Origin of the sequence: Pseudarthrobacter sp. lyk4-40-TYG-27 (assembly GCF_030209295.1) — a bacterium.
In the GTDB taxonomy this organism is placed as follows: Bacteria; Actinomycetota; Actinomycetes; order Actinomycetales; family Micrococcaceae; genus Arthrobacter.
This window is the reverse complement of record NZ_JARVSH010000006.1, coordinates 105,879-124,072: the sequence shown is the minus strand read 5'-3', so window position 1 is coordinate 124,072 and position 18,194 is coordinate 105,879. Positions and strand designations below refer to the sequence as shown.

Sequence of the window (18,194 nt, the reverse complement as noted above, 5' to 3'; positions counted from 1 at the left end):
GCACAGCGGGCGGGAACCGAAAGGTTCCCGCCCGCTGTGCTGTTTCGTGTGCTGGTGCCCTTCCCTTATCAGTCGCCGCCGCCCGCGCCCGTTTCGCGGTTGGTGGGCCACGATGCCGGGCCGGCCGAACCGGCGTCGTACTCCTCCAAGGGGACCTCACCCTTCGCCCACGCCGTGAGCACCGGCTCCACGATCCGCCAGCAGTCCTCCGCGGTATCGCCGCGGACAGACAGCAACGGGTCTCCGGTCAGGACGCCCTCCAGCACCTCCCCGTACGGCAGCAGGTCTGAGGCACTCAACTCCGCCTCCAAGGTGACCCGGCCCAGGCTGAAAATGTTCCCCGGGCCGTTGACGTCGACGTCGAACTCCAGCGTGTCCGGACCAAACCCGATCCGCAGCTGGTTGGGGGAGTCCACCCCCGTGAATCCCCGCGGCAGGTGGGGTACGGGAAGGAAGGTGACCACCGCCTCCTTGCGCTTGTCGCCCAGCGCCTTTCCGGAACGCAGGATGAACGGCACTCCCCGCCAGCGCCAGTTGTCGATGTCCACCTGGATCTCCGCAAGCGTCTCCGTTCCTCGGCCGGGATCCACCCCCGCCTCCTTTGCGTAGTCGGGGACGGCCTTCCCTGCAATCGATCCCGCCGTATAGCGCGCCCGGCGGGTAGTGCCGGTGAACGGTGTACGGACGCTGCTGGCCCGCAGCACGCTGGATACCGCGTCGCGGAGGTCGCGCTCGCCGATAGTGGCTGGAGGTTCGATGGCCATGAGGGCCATGACCTCCAGCAAGTGGCTCTGGATCATGTCGCGGAGCGCGCCGGCACCGTCGTAGTAGCGGGCCCGGCCCTCAAGGGCAAGGTCCTCATCGAAGAAGATCTCCACTTTCTCCACGTGCTGCCGGTTCCACACCGGCTCCAGGAAGTTGTTGGCAAACCGCAGGCCCAGGATGTTAAGCACTGTCGCCTTGCCCAGGAAGTGGTCCACGCGGTGGATGTGGTCCTCCGGAACCAGTCGGGCGAGCGTACGGTTCAAGGAGCGCGCCGACTCCTCGCTGGAACCGAACGGCTTCTCCATGACCAGCCGGGTGCCCTCGGGAACCTCCTCCGGCTGGAGTGTCTCGCAGGCCTGCTGGCTGATGCGGGGCGGAAGTGCAAAGTAGACGGCCACAGGGCCCTTGAGCCCTGCCAGCAGGGACGCCAGGGCATCCTTGGCCGTGACATCCACCTGGTGGTACGCCGTTTCCTGCTGCAGTGCTTCGAGGGCTTCCTTCCCCGGGCCGTCCGCCGCGCCGGCTGCGGCGGCGAAGGACGAGCGGACCCGGTCCTGCCACTGTTCCTTGGTCCAGGGATCCGATCCGGCACCTACCAGCCGGAGTCCTTCCGCCCGGCCCGCCGCCGCCAGCCGGGCAAGGCCGGGAAGGAGGAGCCGGCCGGTGAGGTCGCCGGAGGCGCCGAGGATGAGCAAGGTCTGCACAGATGTTTGGCTCGTCATTTTGCCAGCATGCCATCTGACGTGGCTGACTTGATACCCTAGGTAGTCGAGTCCCGATCATCTCTTGAAAGAAGTTCACGGCGCGTGTTCAATTCACTCTCTGACCGGTTGACAGCAACCTTCAAAAATCTCCGCGGCAAGGGCCGCCTCACCGAGGCCGATGTCGATGCCACGGTCCGCGAGATCCGCCGTGCCCTGCTGGACGCAGACGTCGCCGTTCCGGTGGTCCGCGAGTTCACCGGGAAGGTCCGCGAACGTGCGCTCGGCGCCGAGGTCTCGGCTGCCCTGAATCCCAGCCAGCAGATCGTCAAGATCGTCAACGAGGAACTCGTGGAGATCCTGGGCGGCGAAACCCGCAGGATCCGGCTGGCCAAGAGCGGCCCCACCATCATCATGCTGGCCGGCCTCCAGGGTGCAGGCAAGACCACCCTGGCCGGCAAGCTGTCCAAGTGGCTGAAGGCCCAGGGCCACAGCCCCATGCTGGTGGCCTGCGACCTCCAGCGCCCCAACGCCGTCACCCAGCTCCAGGTGGTGGGCCAGCGCGCCAACGTGCCCGTTTTCGCCCCGCACCCCGGCGCCACGTCCACCGAGCTGGACCACCCTGCCGGTGACCCGGTCGCCGTCGCCCGTGCCGGCGTCGAGGAAGCCAAGCGCACCCTGCACGACGTCGTGATCGTGGACACCGCCGGCCGCCTGGGCGTCGACGCGGACATGATGGAGCAGGCCCGCCAGATCCGCCGCGCCATCGTCCCGAACGAAGTCCTCTTCGTGATCGACTCCATGATCGGCCAGGACGCGGTCAACACGGCCCTCGCCTTCGATGAGGGCGTCAACTTCACCGGCATCGTGTTGTCCAAGCTCGACGGCGATGCGCGCGGCGGTGCCGCACTGTCGGTCGCCTCGGTGACCGGGAAGCCGGTCATGTTCGCCTCCACCGGCGAAGGCCTGGACGACTTCGAACTCTTCCACCCGGACCGGATGGCCTCGCGCATCCTGGACATGGGCGACATCCTCACCCTCATTGAGCAGGCCGAGAAGTCCTGGGACAAAGACGAAGCAGCCCGGATGGCGAAGAAGTTCGCCGACCAGGAAGACTTCACCCTCGAGGACTTCCTCGCCCAAATGCAGCAGATCCGCAACATGGGCTCCATGAAGAAGATGCTCATGATGATGCCGGGCGCGCAGAACATCCGGCAGCAGCTGGAGCAGTTCGACGAGCGCGAAATCGACCGCGTCGAGGCAATCGTCCGGTCCATGACGCCGCACGAGCGCCTCGCCCCGAAGATCATCAACGGCTCCCGCCGGGCGCGCATCGCCCGCGGCTCCGGCGTCCACGTTTCCGAGGTCAACGGCCTGCTGGAACGCTTTGCGCAGGCCCAGAAGATGATGAAGAAGATGGCCCAGGGCGGCATGCCGGGAATGCCCGGGATGCCGGGTATGCCCGGTGCCGGTGGGGGTGCGCGGAAGAACGCCAAGAACGCGCCGAAGAAGAAGGCGAAGTCCGGCAATCCGGCCAAGGCTGCGCAGGAACGCAAGGAGGCCGAGGCCCGGCGCGCCAATGCGGGCAAGGCGCTGCCCACCGGTACCGCTTTCGGCCAGCAGGGCGGCGACTTCGATCCGTCGCAGTTGAACCTCCCCAAGGGCTTCGACAAGTTCCTGGGCAAGTAGCGGTTCCCCACGGATGTCGGTGCCGTGGAATAGGGTTGGGTCATGTTCAAGCAGCGGGTAGTTTTCGTGCACGGCGCCGGTGCTTTCGGCGCCGCCGCGTGGCCCCGCCAGCACGGCATGGCGCTGTCCTTCGACGCCCTGTTCCTTCGCAGGCAGGGCTATGACGCCGTCGCGGAGCCGGTGGAATCATCATTTGCGGAGGACACTGCCATCGTGCTGCGGTCCCTGGCCGATGATGGCCGCGGCGCCGCCGGCGGACACGTGGTGGCGCACTCCCAGGGAGCCATTCCTGCCATGATGGCGGCCGTCGAACGCCCCGACCTCGTCTACTCCCTGACCCTGGTGGAACCGGCGTGCCTCTCCCTGACCGCGGAGCTGCCGGCCACGGCGGCACACATCAGCCTGATGAAGCCGCTTCTCGAGGTCCGCCACCAGCTCAGTGACGAGGACTTCCAACGGGAGTTCGTCCGGCGGGTCTATGCCACGGACCTGCAGCAGCCTGCCACCGCGGAGGAGAAACGGTCCGCGCGCCGGCTGCGGCTCCAGGTCCCGTCGTGGGAAGCGCCCCTGCATATTGTTCCCGGGGTCCCCACTCTGGTCCTGACCGGGGGCTGGGAGCCGCTGTACGAGGAGATTGCCGGTTACCTGCGGGAGACCGGTGCCCTGCACCGCGTTGCCGCGGGCGGGCACCGGCCCCATGATTCGGTGGAAGGCGACCGGACCATCAGGCAGTTCATCGGCGAGGTCAGCCGCAGCGAGCCGGCCCGGGCCTCCTAGCTGCCGGCGGGCACCTGCAACTCCGGAAGGTAGACCTTGCCGCCGGCGGCCAGGAACTCCTGGCTCTTCGCCCGCATCCCCGACGCCGCCTCAGTGAGCGCCGCCTGCGCCTCAGCCGAGCCGTATTCATTCCGGATGTCCTGGCTGATCCGCATCGAGCAGAACTTGGGTCCGCACATGGAGCAGAAGTGCGCTGTCTTGGCGGGCTCGGCCGGCAACGTCTCATCGTGGAACGATTCCGCCGTCTCCGGGTCCAGCGACAGCGCGAACTGGTCGCGCCAGCGGAATTCGAACCGGGCCTTGGACAAAGCATCGTCCCGCTCGCGCGCCCCCGGGTGGCCCTTGGCCAGGTCCGCTGCATGGGCCGCAATCTTGTACGTGATGACGCCGGTCTTCACGTCGTCTTTGTTGGGCAGGCCCAGGTGTTCCTTGGGCGTGACGTAGCAGAGCATGGCGGTGCCGTACCGTGCGATTTCGGTGGCCCCGATTGCCGAGGTGATGTGGTCGTAGCCGGGCGCGACATCGGTCACCAGCGGACCGAGTGTGTAGAACGGCGCACCCTTGCACAGCTCCTGCTGCCGCTCCACGTTTTCCCGGACCAGGTGGAACGGCACGTGCCCGGGGCCTTCGACCATCACCTGGACGTCGTACTCCCACGCGCGCTGCGTCAGCTCGGCCAGCGTATCCAGTTCAGCGAACTGCGCCGCGTCGTTGGCGTCCGCCGTGGAACCGGGCCGCAACCCGTCCCCCAGGGAGAACGCGACGTCGTACTTCGCGAAGATTTCGCAAAGTTCGTCAAAATGCGTGTACAGGAAGTTCTCCTGGTGGTGGGCCAGGCACCAGCCGGCCATAATGGAACCACCGCGCGAGACGATGCCCGTCACCCGGTTGGCGGTGAGCGGGACATACCGCAGCAGGACACCGGCGTGGATGGTCATGTAGTCCACACCTTGCTCGCACTGCTCAATGACGGTGTCCCGGAAGATTTCCCAGGTCAGCGCGTTGGCTTCGCCGTTGACCTTTTCCAGTGCCTGGTAGATCGGAACCGTTCCGATCGGGACAGGGGAGTTGCGGATGATCCATTCCCTGGTGGTGTGGATGTCGTCCCCCGTGGACAGGTCCATCACCGTGTCGGCACCCCATTGGGTGGCCCACTGCAGCTTGTCCACCTCTTCGGCGATGGAGCTCGTCACGGCAGAATTACCGATGTTGGCGTTGATTTTCACCAGGAACGCCTTGCCGATGATCATGGGCTCGGACTCAGGGTGGTTGATGTTGTTCGGGATGATGGCCCGACCGGCGGCTACCTCGCTCCTGACCAGTTCCACGTCGCAGTTTTCCCGCAGCGCCACGAAACGCATTTCCTGCGTGATGGTGCCCTGCCGGGCGTAGTGCATCTGGGTCACCGTATGGCCGTCGACGGCGCGGCGGGGCACCGGCCGGGCGCCCTTCCACTCCGCGGAGGCAGCGCCCCGGCGCACGGCCGAGCGGCCGTCGTCGAGCAGGTTGCGTTCCCTGCCGGTGTAGGCCTCGGTGTCCCCGCGCGCCACGATCCATTCGGCACGGAAGGGCTCCAGGCCGCGGACGGGGTCGCTTCCCGGTCCGGCCGTCCGGTAGGTCCGGAAAGGTGCGTTCGGCTGCCCGTTGGGTGATGGCTCCAGCGCGATCTCGGTGACCGGGACCCGGATGCCGGAACCGGCGTCGTCGATGTAAGCCAGTGAATGCGACTTCAGCGACTGCGTCACCCGCACTTGGGATTCGCCACTGGATCCGGTGCCGGGACCGTTGGCCGCATCGGAACCGGACGGCACCAGGGCAGGGTTCAACTGGGTGTTTTGTGTACTCAAGGGAATACTCACTTCCTTCGCCGGCATTACCCGGACAGGTTCAACGGTCGCAGGCTGCGGCAGCCCGATCTCAGCCCCTGCAGGGGCACCCGTGTGGTCAGCAACGAAGCTACCACAGCCCTTCGGAAGCCCGTTGTAACAATCGATGATGCTAGCCTGACCGGGCAACGAAAGGATGCCCGGATGGCAGGAATAATTCACTTTCGCGGACCCGTCCTGGCTGCACCGGACAGCCTGCGGCAGGGACTCTGGTCCGTGGGCGGCAAGCTCACGTTCCGCCGGCCCGCACAGCCACCCGACCGGGTACTCGACGGCTGGGTATTGCCGGGCTTCGTGGACGCCCATTGCCATATCGGGCTGGGGCCGGCCGGTCCGGTGGAGGCCGCCGTAGCGCAGGAACAGGCGCTTGCGGACCTCAACGCCGGAACCCTCCTGGTCCGTGATGCGGGTTCGCCCGCCGATACGCGCTGGATGCAGGGCGGCACGGACTTCCCGGTGTTGATCCGCGCCGGCCGGCACATTGCCCGGACCCGGCGCTACCTGCGCGGTTTCGCCCACGAGGTCGAACCCGAGGACCTCGTTGAGGCCGTGCGCAAGCAGGCCCGGGACGGGGACGGCTGGGTCAAACTGGTGGGGGACTGGATCGACCGGGGCGCCGGTGACCTGGCGCCGTCCTTTCCTGCCGCCGTCGTCCGCGACGCGGTCCAGGCTGCACACGACGAAGGTGCCCGGGTGACGGCCCACTGCTTCGCCGAAGACACCCTGGACCAGATGCTCGACGCCGGCATCGACTGCATCGAGCACGCCACCGGGCTGCTGCCACGGCACCTGCCCCGGTTCGCCGGGCAGGGCGTGCCGATCGTGCCCACCCTCATCAACATCGCCACCTTCCCGGACATTGCCGCCCAAGCGGAGCCGAAGTTTCCACGGTACGCAGCCCACATGCGGTCCCTCTGGGAGCGGAGGCTGGAGCGCGTGGCCGAGGCCCACGCAGCGGGGGTGCGCATCTTCGCCGGAACAGACGCCGGCAGCGTCATCGGCCACGGCCGCATCGCGGACGAAATCCTCGCCCTGCACGGTGCGGGCCTGCCGATGACTGCAGCGCTGGATGCAGCGTGCTGGGCAGCCCGCCGCTGGCTCGGAGCGGACGGCCTGGAAGAAGGCGCACGCGCCGATGTGATCGTCTGTCGTGAGGATCCACGGGCGGTCCCGGAGACCATCGGCAGGCTGGAACACGTCGTGCTGGGCGGCCGCATTATCCGTTGACCCAACGTGGCGCCCGGGACTTGGAATAAATTGAAGCTTCAAGTAATTTTAAGAAGTGACAGGCCGCCATCGGGACGGCCGCCAATCCAAGGAGCCTCCAATGACCGCATCAGCCAACAGCCAGGACCTGCTTCCTGCCGACCTCGCCATGGGCACGGTGATGCTCAAAGTGGGGGACATGAAGGTCATGACCGACTACTACCAGCGCGCACTCGGCCTGGAGGTGGTGGCCGAGCAGGACGGCGGACTGTACCTGGGCCGCCTTGGCCGCCCCCTGGTCCACCTGGCTCCGGCCCCCGGGCTGAACCTGCCCGGCAGGGGAGAGGCCGGACTCTTCCACACCGCGCTGCTGTTTGAAGACCAGGCCTCCCTTGCCGCCACCATCGCCACCGCGGCCCAATACGAGCCGATGTCCTTCACCGGCAGCGCCGACCACCTGGTCAGCGAAGCCTTCTACTTCACCGATCCGGAAGGCAACGGCATCGAACTGTACTGGGACCGGCCACGCAGCAGTTGGTCCTGGAACGGGACGGACGTGGTGATGGACAGCCTCGCCCTGCCCCCGCAGCGCTACCTGGAGCAGCACCTCACCGAGGAATCGCTTGAGGGCCAGCGCGTGACGGCCGCAGGCGTGGGGCACGTCCACCTCCAGGTGGGAGACGTCCAGACGGCGCGCGACTTCTACGTGGGCACCCTCGGTTTCGAAAAGACGGCGGGCTGGCACGGGCAGGCGTTGTTCGTTTCCGCCGGGCGGTACCACCACCACATGGCGATGAACGTCTGGAACAGCCGCGGGGCCGGCCCCCGCAAGGACACCCTTGGGCTGGGCGAAGTCCTCATCGAAGTTCCTTCAGGGGACGACGTCGGCGCCTTGGCTGACCGCCTCAAGGTCGCCGGAGTGACCGCGCACCACACCGGCGCCGAACTCCGGTTCGAGGATCCGTGGCGCAACCGGCTGCGGGTGGCCGTCCGCTGAGCTGCGCTGCCGGCGGAGGCCGGCCAGCGCCGAGAACTGTCCTGTGCGGCCCGGCCCGGCGCGTGCCCCTGCCGGTCCCCAGCTACTAGGCTGATTCAGTACGGCCGGGACGCGGGCAGCGCCCGGCGCGCAGTTCCGCCAACGGAAGAAGGGCAAACAGCCATGGGCTTCACCGAGATCTTTGTTGCCACCCATGACGCCGCGCTCAAACGCGCCGGCCTCCTTGATGCAGGGAGCGCGCCCGCGGCGAACGTCGGTCCTGGCAGCCAGGCCGTGCGGATCGAGGGAGTCAGCGACTTCGAAATCGAACAGCTCGGCGACGTCGCCGGGACTGCTGTCCACGCCGGTGGTGCCGACTATGAGCTGACCATGGTGGATGTCGCCAGCGACTCCCTTCTTGCAGTTCCGCCTGCCATGGTCCGTGCGCTGGCCGACCTCCTGTCCTACGAGACCGAAGGCGAGGGCAACGTCCTCGAAGACGTCGCCGAGCAGTGGGCCGCGCAGGACGACATGCCTTTCGGCGCGGCCCAGGCCCGGACCTACGTGGAGCAGCTCGCCAGGCTCGCGGCCGGGCTGGACGACGCCGAGCGGACCGGGCTGTACGTCTGGTCCGCCTGACCGGCGCCGCAGGGCCCATCCCGCGGCCGGCGCCGGCGCGAAGCGCGGCGACGTCGAGTCGAAATAAGTTCGCTGATCTGGCACAATAAACAGGTACTCGATCTGCGTGGCCCCTCTCTCCGCGTCCGGATCCTGTCCTTCGAACCCGCAAGTACGGCCCGCCCCACGGGTGCAGAACGCCGGGTTCACCCCTTTTCTGAAACAGGAGTGACCACAAAAGTGGCCGTAAAGATTCGCCTTAAGCGCTTCGGCAAGATGCGCGCCCCGTACTACCGCATCGTCGTCGCGGACTCACGCACCAAGCGTGACGGCCGCGCCATCGAGGAGATCGGCAAGTACCACCCCACCGAAGAGCCCTCGTTCATCGAGGTCAACTCCGAGCGTGCCCAGTACTGGCTGTCCGTCGGCGCCCAGCCGTCCGAGCAGGTTGCCGCCATCCTGAAGATCACCGGTGACTGGCAGAAGTTCAAGGGCCTCCCGGGCCAGGAAGGCACCCTCAAGACCAAGGTCGCGAAGGACGCCTTCGTAGCGCCGGAGAAGGGCTCGGTCATCATCCCGGAAGCCATCACCAAGAAGGCCTCCAAGTCTGACGCTGCCGAGGCCCCGGCCGACGCCGAAGCTGAGACCACCGAGGCTGAGTAGATTGCTGGCAGAAGCGCTGGAGCACCTGGTCCGTGGAATCGTTGATTCCCCGGACGACGTCAAGGTCAGTTCGAAGAACAACCGCCGCGGGGACACCCTCGAAGTGCGGGTTCACCAGGATGACCTCGGACGGGTGATTGGCCGCCAGGGCCGCACCGCACGCGCACTGCGCACCGTGGTGGCAGCACTGGCCGGCGGCGAACCGGTCAGGGTCGACGTCGTCGATACCGACCGCCGCCGCTGAGCGCTCGGCAACACTTAGTTCTGCTCCGGCCCCTCCACCACCTGGTGGAGGGGCCGGACTGCTTTGATCAACACAGTGGTTTCACCCCACACCAACCACAACCCGGAACAGAGGAAGAGATGCAGCTTCAGGTGGCGCGGATCGGCAAGCCGCACGGCATTCGCGGGGAAGTCACGGTCCAGGTGCTGACCGATGCCCCCGACGACAGGTTTGTCCCCGGCACGGAGTTCGTCGTTGAACCCGCCGCGTCCGGGCCCTTGACGCTGGACAGTGCGCGCTGGAACAAGGACATCCTGCTCCTGGGCTTCGCGGAAGTGAAGGACCGGAACCAGGCCGAAACCCTCCGCGGCGCCAAGCTCTTCATCGAGACGGAAGAACTCGAGGAAGATGACGACGAAGGCTGGTACGAGCACGAACTCGTCGGCCTCCAGGCGCGGGTCGGCTCACAGGTGGTGGGAAAGGTGACAGCCCTGGCCACCATGCCCGTCCAGGACCTGTTGACCGTGACCACCCCGGCGGGCGAAGAGATCCTGGTCCCCTTCGTGGAGCAGATTGTGCCCGAGGTCAACCTTGAGGAGGGCTTCGTCCTGCTCACCCCGCCGGACGGCCTCTTTGAACTGAACGCCGGCGACGCCGCATCCCCGGAACCCGAAGGCCGGGAATAGATGCGGATCGACGTCGTCAGCATCTTTCCCGAATACCTTGCCCCGCTGGAGCTCTCACTGATCGGCAAGGCCCGCCAGGACGGGATCCTGGACCTGCATGTCCACGACCTCCGCAGCTTCACCACTGACAAGCACCGTTCCGTGGACGACACTCCGTACGGCGGAGGCGCGGGGATGGTCATGAAGCCCGAACCGTGGGCGCAGGCCCTCTCAGCGGTGGCCCAGGGCCGTCCCGATCCGCAGCACAAACCTGTCCTGATCGTTCCATCTCCCGCCGGCGAGAGGTTCACGCAGGCTCTGGCTTATGAACTGGCAGAGGAAGAGCACCTTGCTTTCGCCTGTGGCCGCTATGAAGGCATCGACGAGCGCGTCATCGAGTGGGCGCAGGAGCACTTCACCGTCCGCCCCGTAAGCCTTGGCGACTACGTGCTCAACGGCGGGGAAGTCGCTGTCCTGGCCATGGTCGAGGCCATCGGCAGGCTCCTGCCGGGTGTGGTGGGCAACCCTGAGTCCTTGGTTGAGGAGTCCCACTCCGACGGCCTGCTGGAATATCCGGTCTACACCAAGCCGTCCGTGTGGCGGGACCGCGAGGTCCCCGCGGTCCTGCTCAGCGGAAACCACGGCAAGATCGCGCAGTGGCGCCGGCACGAGCAATACCGGAGGACGGCCGAACGCCGCCCGGACCTCCTGGAGGCGTTCGACGCCGGCAATCTTCCGCGTGCCGACCGTACCGAACTGCACGACCTGGGGTATGACATCGTGGCCGGGAGGTTGGCCCGCCGCCCGGACGCCGGGCCGGGGGTACAGGAATAGCTTCCGCGCCGGACCCGAGTTGGCGTAACCCCTGCACTGTGGCAAAATTGGTCTTTGTGTCTGCTGGGTCCGCACCTGCCACAGGGGGTAGCGCGGCCAACAGCCGGACAACCGGCCTCAACAACCATTGAAGCGGCCGGACCCCTTTACTTCGGCGGCAACAATCCGGCCCGCTTTTCGGCGGCCGGACCTGCCTGCCGTGACCCAAAGTGAATGACCTGTGGCGTTCACCAGGAGTGCAACCATGCATATTCTCGATTCCCTCGATGCAGCTTCGCTGCGCAACGATGTTCCCGAATTCCGCGCGGGCGATACCCTCAAGGTCCACGTGAACATCATCGAAGGCAAGAACTCCCGCGTCCAGGTGTTCCAGGGCTTCGTCCTGGGCCGCCAGGGCGATGGCGTCCGCGAAACCTTCACCGTCCGCAAGGTTTCCTTTGGTGTCGGCGTGGAGCGTACCTTCCCGGTGCACTCCCCGATCATCGAAAAGATCGAGGTCGTTACCAAGGGTGACGTCCGTCGCGCCAAGCTTTACTACATGCGCGCACTGCGCGGTAAGGCTGCGAAGATCAAGGAAAAGCGCGACTTCGCCACCGGCAAGTAAGTTCCTTTCGGACTTGCCACTCGGCTGGGACGCGGCCGTGACCGGCCAGCGCCGGAGCAATCCACCAGCGCCAGGATACGGACCATGCACCAGACAAAACGCCAGCCCCGCACCATGGGCTGGCGTTTTGTGTTCCTGGCCCTGGTCCTTGCCGTCACCATCAGCGGCGTGGTGCGCTCCTTGTGGATCGATGTCTACTACATTCCCTCCGAGTCCATGGAGCCGCTACTCCAAGGCGGTGACCGGATCCTGGTCTCGCGCACCGATTTCCAGGCCGACCCCATCAGGCGCGGGGACATCGTCGTCTTTGACGGACGCGGTACGTTCGCGCCCCTGAACAGCGGCAGGGGTCCGCTGATGGACGCAGTGGGCGGCCTCGCCCAGTGGCTGGGCCTCACCGGGAGCGACACCACCTACGTCAAGCGGGTCATAGGCCTCCCGGGCGATACGGTGGTCTGCTGCGACGCGGGCGGCAAGGTCACCGTGAACGGGGTACCGCTGGATGAGCCGTACATCTTTCCCGGAGAGGTCCCGAGCACGCAGAAGTTCAACTCGGTGGTCCCCGAGGGCAGGTTGTGGCTGATGGGGGACCACCGGTCGGTATCCGCCGATTCGCGCAGCCTGCTGGGAGCTCCAGGAGGCGGCATGGTCCCGCTGGAGCGCGTCATCGGCCGGCCGGTCCAGATCCTGTGGCCCCTTGATAGATTTGCTCCAGTAGAGCGGCCGCCAGTGGTGGGGCCGACAACACAGAACGGACGGTAAATGCCCGAGAACCCAGCGCGGAATCCTGAACCGCGCCATGACGGCGCCGCAGGGAACCAGGCCGTTCCAACCCCCGCAGAGCCGGGCGACAGTCCCGAGGCCGGCACGAACTCCCACCGGAAGGGCGGCTCCCGCTCCAAACCGGCCGGAAAGGCCACGGGCAACCCTTTGCTCGGGTGGCTCAAGGAGATTGCCACCGTCGTGGTCATCGCCGTTGTGCTGTCCTTCCTCATCAAGACTTTCCTCTTCCGGGCGTTCTTCATCCCGTCCGAGTCCATGGTGAACACCCTTGATGTGGACGACCGGATCTTCGTCAATCTCCTCGTCCCGGAGCCGTTTGCGCTCAGCCGAGGGGACGTGGTGGTGTTCCGCGACACCAAGGGCTGGCTGCCGCCAACAGCAGCAAAAACCCAGGGGCCGTTCACCTGGGTCCAGGACGGCCTGACGTTTGTGGGGTTGCTGCCCGACAACACCGACCAGCACCTGGTCAAGCGGGTCATCGGGCTGCCCGGCGACCACGTGGTGTGCTGCGACGCCGGCGGTAAACTGACCATCAACGGAACAGCCGTGGACGAGACCTACATCAACCCCGCCGAAGTCCCGCAGGTCCGTAACTTTGACGTCACCGTTCCGGAGGGCAAAGTGTGGGTGATGGGCGATAACCGTAACCATTCGGCGGATTCCCGGTCACACATGGAAAACGACGGCGGCTTCATCGACCTCAAGGACCTTGAGGGCAAGGCCGCCGTCATAGCGTGGCCGCTGAACCGGATCAAGACCCTGGACAACTACCCGGACGTGTTCCGCAACGTCCCGGCGGCCCGCTGACCATGCCGTCCGCCACCCGCACCGTCCCCGCAGCAGCGCCGCGCAGAAGCGTCGGAGCCACGCCGGCGCGCGGGGCCAAGGCGCCCACCTTGCGGCACGAGCGTACGTTCAAGGCCCAGGGCGTGCGGCTCCTGGCCGGCGTTGACGAGGTGGGCCGCGGTGCGCTTGCCGGGCCGGTCAGCGTGGGAATTGCTGTCGTGGACCTGGAGCGCCAAAAACCGCTGGCGGGCGTGCGGGACAGCAAGCTCCTCAGCCCGGCCGAGCGCGAGCGGCTGGAACCGTTGGTGCGGCGGTGGAGCGTTGCGTCGGCGGTTGGCCATGCGACCGCCGCCGAGATCGATTCGCTCGGCATCATTGCAGCCCTGCGGCTGGCAGGAACCCGTGCCTGGGGGGCCATCCTGGGAGCCGGAGTCATTCCGGAAGCGGTGCTGCTGGATGGAAGCCACAACTGGCTTTCCCCGGCAGAGCAGCTTTCCTTGTTCGACCAGCCGGTGGTGGAAGCCGCCTGTGAAGCGCCCGTCCACACCAAGGTCAAAGCGGACATGCAGTGCCTGAGTGTGGCCGCAGCGAGCGTCATCGCCAAAGTGGAGCGTGACCGGATGATGCGCGAATTGCACCTCGAGTACCCGGATTACGGCTGGGACATCAACAAGGGTTACGCCACCGCAGCCCACCGTGATGTCCTGCGCGCAGCCGGACCGACTCCCTACCACCGGGTCAGTTGGCGGCTGCTTGGCGGCGAGTTGCAGGGCACCGAATCTCCTGACGAAGACCCGCGGGACGAAGCCTGAGTCCTGCTCCCGGCGCCGGCGCCCCCGGACATGGTGCAAGATGGAAGCATGAGTGCCGAGGATCTTGAGAACTATGAAACCGACATGGAGCTTCAGCTCTACCGTGAATACCGCGACGTCGTCGGCCTGTTCACCTACGTTGTCGAGACCGAGCGGCGTTTCTACCTCGCCAACCACGTGGACCTGCAGGCCCGCAGCGCCGACGGCGAGGTCTACTTCGACCTGACCCTCCAGGACGCCTGGGTCTGGGACGTTTACCGCTCAGCGCGCTTCGTCAAGAGCGTCAGGGTCCTGACCTTCAAGGATGTCAACGTCGAGGAACTGCCGCGCAACGAGGAGCTGGCCCTGCCCAAGGACGTGGACCTGGGCAACTAGCAGCGCTCCGACTCTTCCTCCACAGAAAGGCCCTGTCCACATACGGCAGGGCCCTTCTGTACCCTGCAGCGGTTCGCCGCCAAGCTGGTTCCGGAGGTAGACATGAAATCGAAGGACCTGCTGGGCCGGCGCGGCGAAGACCTCGCCACCGGTTATCTGGAAACCCTGGGCATGCTGGTGGTGGAGCGCAACTGGCGATGCACCGAGGGCGAGATCGACATCGTGGCCCTTGACGGTGACGCGCTGGTCATCGCAGAAGTCAAAACACGCCGCTCCCTGGACTTTGGCCATCCCTTTGAAGCCGTGGGGCCGGAGAAGCTGGCACGCCTGCACCGGCTCGGCGCCGCCTGGTGCCGCGACCGGGAATTGCGGATGCCCCTGCGCCGCGTGGACGTTATCGCCGTGGTGGACGACGGCGGCGGCCACCCTGTGGTGGAGCACCTCAAGGGGGTTGGGTGATGGCCCTGGGGCGGACTTACTCCATCGCCCTGGTAGGCCTGAACGGCTACGTGGTCGAAGTGGAGGCCGACATTGGCCAAACACTGCCGGCTTTCGTCATCCTCGGGCTCCCGGACGCGGCCCTCAACGAAGCCAAGGAACGGATCCGTTCTGCCGCGAAGAACTCCGGCATCCCGCTCAGCCGCCGGAAGATCACCGCCAACCTCATCCCGGCGTCGCTGCCTAAACGTGGTTCGGGTTTCGACCTCGCGGTCACCATGGCCGTGCTGAGGGCATCGAACGATGTCAAAGCCACCGGACGTACCGTCTTCATTGCCGAGCTCGGCCTCGACGGACGGCTGCGGCCGGTGCGGGGAATCCTGCCTGCCGTAATGGCCGCGGTACAAGCCGGCTATCCGGACGTCGTGGTGGCGCAGGCAAACCTTGCCGAGGCATCGCTCGTGCCTGGCGCCAGTGTCCGCGGCTACCGCACGCTGGCGCGCCTGGCCCTGGACTTCGGGGCGGATCCGCAGGAGCTCGCCTTGGACTTTGAACCGGACGACGCCGACGATGTTGACGATGGACACCCGGCGGCCGGGCCGTGTCCGGACATGGCCGATGTCGCCGGCCAGTCCGAGGCACGCCAGGCGTTGGAAGTTGCTGCCGCAGGGGCACACCACCTGCTCCTCACGGGGCCGCCGGGGCTCCACCTTTAAGTGAGCTGGTGGTGGATGCCTCGAGGATGAGGAGAACCTCGCCCCAGAGTCGTGCTCAATATGGCAGGATTTCTGTGCGATTTTTTACTGTGCTCAGCCGAGTTGGTCGGCGGGGCGGCGCAGGACCTCGTTGATCGCCAGGTGCCGGGGCCGGGCGAGGACGAAGGCGATGATCTCGGCAACCTCTTCGGGCTTGACGGTGGCCTGGTCGTAGCCTTTCTGGACGGTCTCGCGGGTGGCCACGTGTGTGATGTGGGTCGGCAATTCCGTGTCGCCACCGCCGGGCTCGATGAGGGTGACGCGGACGCCGGGCAGGAGCTCCTGGCGCAGGGACTCCGACCATCCGTTCATGCCCCACTTGGAGGCGGCGTAGACGCCGTTCCCGGCGCGGGCCGTGCGGCCGGCGACAGAGGAGATATTGATCAAATCTCCGGCACTGCCGTCCCTGAGCTGCTCGAGGAAGACCTCGGTGGCGGTGATGGCGCCGAGGAGGTTGGCCTCGATCATGGCCCTGTAGTCCTGGTGCTGCTCAGGGCTGAATGGGCCGAGGAGCATGATGCCGGCGCTATTGACGAGGACGTCGGCACTGTCCCATAGTGGTTGAGCGCTGCGCCATGTAAGACATGGTCCGGAATCGTCGTGGTCCAGTCCACGCCTACCTCATGCCTTGATCGGCGGAAGACATCTACGATACGAAGTATCGGTGTTGGGGGAAAGATCCATTTGAGGGCGTCCTCGTTGCCCGGTGAAAGAGGGTTCCGGGCGGTCTGGGATACAGGTGCGGGACAGCATGCTTCGCTGATCGTGTCAGATCCCTGCGGCGTTGGCGTAAAACTGTTGGTCTTCGCGCCAGCCGCCCATGCCCATTCCGATGTCCTTGACGTCGGTGACGAATTCGATGCCCTGGACCCATTTGATCATTTTGTATCCGAGTTGGGTCTCAAGCCTGAGGCGCAGTGGTGCTCCGTGTTCGATGGGCAGTGGTGCGCCGTTCATTTCCAGGGCCAGGAGGGCTTGAGGCTGCCACGCGAGGTAGATCGGGATGGATGTGTAGTAGAAACCGTACCGCCCGTCTCCTTCGGTCAAGCCTTTGTCGTCCATGCCGTAGAAAACCACGTGCTTGGCGTCGGGCTGGGGTTGCACCTGTCGCATGATGTCGGACAGCGGAATTCCTGCCCATTCGGCAATGGCGGTCCAGCCCTGGATGCAGTTGTGCTTGGTGATCTGCCGTTGTTCGCCGAGCTCACGCAATTCCGGCAGCGAGAACGTCATTGGTTCTGCAACGAGGCCGCCGACGGTCAGGCGGTAGTCACGGAAGCCGTTCGCTGCCATCTGCTCGTAGGCTTTGCTGGGCGGCGGGTAACCGTTGACACGGAAAAAGGGAGAAATATCGCTTCGGGAGAAACGCTGACGCGAAATGCTGGCCCGGGATATGACCCGCTCAAATGGATTCACCAACCGGCCCAGAAGCCGTTGGGTACGGCGACGGTAACGCAGGGAGAACCAGGTGATAACCACATGGAAAATTGCGATCGCCAGGAGCCCTGCCAGGCCGATGCCCGTGGCAAGCCGGCGGTCCCCGTTGGGATTCCCGAGAACGATGGCAGCGAATTCCTGCGGAAGGCCATGGATGATGACCAAAAACACGTGTACGACGGTGAACGCCGCGAACGCACACATGATCAGGAAGTGCAGGCTGCGCGCTCCTTGTTTCCCGCCGAACAGCTTCCCGTAGCGGGGGAAGCGGGCAAGCACTGAAGGTGACATAGCTGCGCCGGTCAGAATCTGTAGCGGTGCCATCAGGAAGATCACTACGAAGTAGGCCAGTTTTTGTGCCGGTTCGAAGGGTTCGCCGGGGATCTTGGCCGGCAACTCGAATTGCAGATAGGTGCCGACTGCCTTCAGCGAATCGGGGATGATCGACCAATGGGTGGGAACAATGTACTGCCAATAGCCCGTAACAAACATGGTGACGACATACACGATGCCAGTGAGTATCCAGAACTGGACGGTCATGAAGTGCCAGTGGCGGCCCAGGCCGAGGTTTTTTCTGCCCGGAAGGGCAACCACCGGAGACCAGGACTCCTCCTCGTCAAGAGACGACCATGGTTTACGCGAGTCGGCCCCGAAATTCTTCTTCGACAACCGGAGCCATTGACGTCCTGGCGGGCAGTCATCATGCCAGTACAACTTCGGGAAGGCTGAGAGTACCTCTATGCCGGACCGGAAGAGCATCAGCATCAGGGCAAGGTTCAGAAAATGGGTTACCACCACCCACACGGGAAAAAACTCAGGCATACGTCCTCCTCATTACCCGGCGATGACGATTGGACGCCTCGCCGCGACAAATAAACGTGTGGCACTTGGCCGCCTCCGCTCTACTGGCGGAAAAGAACGACTCGGCTCAGACTGGTGGGTATGGCCCGTTACGGCACCGACACCGTCCAACAAGAACTCGCTCACCTGCGCGCCGCACTTCTAAGGGGGCGTGGCCCCGGCGCCCCTTCCAGCGAAATTAGCCGGCACACGAGGGACCGCCAGTGGCTCGGGAAACTCCCAACCCCGGTAGCGTTGGAATCTGTGGCGGATCAAGCACAGCGTGCCCGAACCGAGGCGGCGTTCCGTTCATCCGGCAGCCCGCCAGGTTGGGGCGGACTTTCCATGGTTATTGCTGTGG

At 65.7% G+C, this 18,194-nt stretch carries 19 protein-coding genes, 1 pseudogene and 1 riboswitch; of the genes and pseudogenes, 16 read left to right on the top strand and 4 right to left on the bottom strand.

From position 1 onward, the window contains the following. Nucleotides 1-68: 68 nt before the first annotated feature. On the bottom strand, nt 69-1,487 hold the full coding sequence (locus QRM96_RS12385; protein ID WP_285319860.1) for a glucose-6-phosphate dehydrogenase: 1,419 nt from the start codon (nt 1,485-1,487) through the stop codon (nt 69-71). Nucleotides 1,488-1,571: 84 nt separating this feature from the next. Between QRM96_RS12385 and ffh the strand changes: the two genes are divergently transcribed. Then, the gene (gene ffh / locus QRM96_RS12380) at nt 1,572-3,155 is read left to right on the top strand and encodes a signal recognition particle protein (protein WP_285319859.1); all 1,584 of its coding nucleotides are present in this window, start codon (nt 1,572-1,574) and stop codon (nt 3,153-3,155) included. A 42-nt stretch (nt 3,156-3,197) separates the two neighbouring features. Then, nucleotides 3,198-3,932, top strand: coding sequence for an alpha/beta hydrolase (locus QRM96_RS12375; protein ID WP_018760005.1), 735 nt, complete (start codon nt 3,198-3,200; stop codon nt 3,930-3,932). On the opposite strand, the gene thiC is transcribed toward QRM96_RS12375, so the two are convergent. Further along, nucleotides 3,929-5,779, bottom strand: coding sequence for a phosphomethylpyrimidine synthase ThiC (thiC, locus tag QRM96_RS12370; protein ID WP_109044999.1), 1,851 nt, complete (start codon nt 5,777-5,779; stop codon nt 3,929-3,931). The two genes, QRM96_RS12375 and thiC, sit on opposite strands and share 4 nt — an antisense overlap. After that, nucleotides 5,775-5,882, bottom strand: a riboswitch (TPP riboswitch). Its footprint overlaps the gene before it by 5 nt. Nucleotides 5,883-5,962: 80 nt before the next feature. On the opposite strand from thiC, the gene QRM96_RS12365 reads away from it, so the two are divergent. The 14 genes and pseudogenes from QRM96_RS12365 to QRM96_RS12300 form a co-directional block, all read left to right on the top strand. Beyond that, a complete protein-coding gene (locus tag QRM96_RS12365; RefSeq protein WP_018760003.1) occupies nt 5,963-7,045 on the top strand; it encodes an amidohydrolase family protein in 1,083 nt (360 codons plus the stop codon). A gap of 100 nt (nt 7,046-7,145) precedes the next feature. Further along, nucleotides 7,146-8,021, top strand: a complete 876-nt coding sequence (locus tag QRM96_RS12360) for a VOC family protein (protein ID WP_285319856.1) — start codon at nt 7,146-7,148, stop codon at nt 8,019-8,021. Between the two features lie 162 nt (nt 8,022-8,183). After that, nucleotides 8,184-8,639 carry a hypothetical protein gene (locus QRM96_RS12355; RefSeq protein ID WP_285319854.1) on the top strand — a complete coding sequence of 152 codons (456 nt, stop codon included), beginning with the start codon at nt 8,184-8,186 and terminating at the stop codon, nt 8,637-8,639. Nucleotides 8,640-8,858: 219 nt separating this feature from the next. Further along, on the top strand, nt 8,859-9,281 hold the full coding sequence (gene rpsP / locus QRM96_RS12350; RefSeq protein ID WP_018760000.1) for a 30S ribosomal protein S16: 423 nt from the start codon (nt 8,859-8,861) through the stop codon (nt 9,279-9,281). Nucleotide 9,282: 1 nt separating this feature from the next. Further along, a complete protein-coding gene (locus tag QRM96_RS12345; protein ID WP_018759999.1) occupies nt 9,283-9,525 on the top strand; it encodes an RNA-binding protein in 243 nt (80 codons plus the stop codon). Between the two features lie 119 nt (nt 9,526-9,644). Beyond that, entirely contained in the window at nt 9,645-10,190 is a 546-nt protein-coding gene (gene rimM, locus QRM96_RS12340; protein WP_133830843.1) for a ribosome maturation factor RimM, read from the top strand. After that, nucleotides 10,191-11,003, top strand: coding sequence for a tRNA (guanosine(37)-N1)-methyltransferase TrmD (gene trmD, locus QRM96_RS12335; protein WP_133830842.1), 813 nt, complete (start codon nt 10,191-10,193; stop codon nt 11,001-11,003). It begins immediately after the preceding gene. A gap of 244 nt (nt 11,004-11,247) precedes the next feature. Further along, the gene (rplS, locus tag QRM96_RS12330; protein ID WP_018759996.1) at nt 11,248-11,607 is read left to right on the top strand and encodes a 50S ribosomal protein L19; all 360 of its coding nucleotides are present in this window, start codon (nt 11,248-11,250) and stop codon (nt 11,605-11,607) included. Between the two features lie 84 nt (nt 11,608-11,691). Next, nucleotides 11,692-12,369 carry a signal peptidase I gene (lepB, locus tag QRM96_RS12325; protein WP_285319851.1) on the top strand — a complete coding sequence of 226 codons (678 nt, stop codon included), beginning with the start codon at nt 11,692-11,694 and terminating at the stop codon, nt 12,367-12,369. Next, complete coding sequence (gene lepB, locus QRM96_RS12320) at nt 12,370-13,197, top strand: signal peptidase I (RefSeq protein ID WP_018759994.1); 828 nt, start codon at nt 12,370-12,372, stop codon at nt 13,195-13,197. A 2-nt stretch (nt 13,198-13,199) separates the two neighbouring features. Next, the gene (gene rnhB / locus QRM96_RS12315; RefSeq protein WP_285319849.1) at nt 13,200-13,988 is read left to right on the top strand and encodes a ribonuclease HII; all 789 of its coding nucleotides are present in this window, start codon (nt 13,200-13,202) and stop codon (nt 13,986-13,988) included. Nucleotides 13,989-14,036: 48 nt separating this feature from the next. Next, on the top strand, nt 14,037-14,363 hold the full coding sequence (locus QRM96_RS12310) for a DUF2469 domain-containing protein (protein WP_018759992.1): 327 nt from the start codon (nt 14,037-14,039) through the stop codon (nt 14,361-14,363). A gap of 102 nt (nt 14,364-14,465) precedes the next feature. After that, nucleotides 14,466-14,822: a YraN family protein gene (locus QRM96_RS12305; protein ID WP_018759991.1), complete on the top strand. Its 357-nt coding sequence runs from the start codon at nt 14,466-14,468 to the stop codon at nt 14,820-14,822. After that, nucleotides 14,822-15,505: pseudogene (locus QRM96_RS12300) on the top strand (magnesium chelatase domain-containing protein); the annotation flags it as partial. The gene QRM96_RS12305 and the pseudogene QRM96_RS12300, both read left to right, overlap by 1 nt. A gap of 105 nt (nt 15,506-15,610) precedes the next feature. Here the strand turns inward: QRM96_RS12300 and QRM96_RS12295 are convergent. Both QRM96_RS12295 and QRM96_RS12290 read right to left on the bottom strand, forming a co-directional pair. After that, the gene (locus QRM96_RS12295) at nt 15,611-16,165 is read right to left on the bottom strand and encodes an SDR family oxidoreductase (RefSeq protein ID WP_285247759.1); all 555 of its coding nucleotides are present in this window, start codon (nt 16,163-16,165) and stop codon (nt 15,611-15,613) included. Nucleotides 16,166-16,324: 159 nt separating this feature from the next. Next, nucleotides 16,325-17,815 carry a molybdopterin-dependent oxidoreductase gene (locus QRM96_RS12290; RefSeq protein WP_285247662.1) on the bottom strand — a complete coding sequence of 497 codons (1,491 nt, stop codon included), beginning with the start codon at nt 17,813-17,815 and terminating at the stop codon, nt 16,325-16,327. Nucleotides 17,816-18,194: the final 379 nt, after the last annotated feature.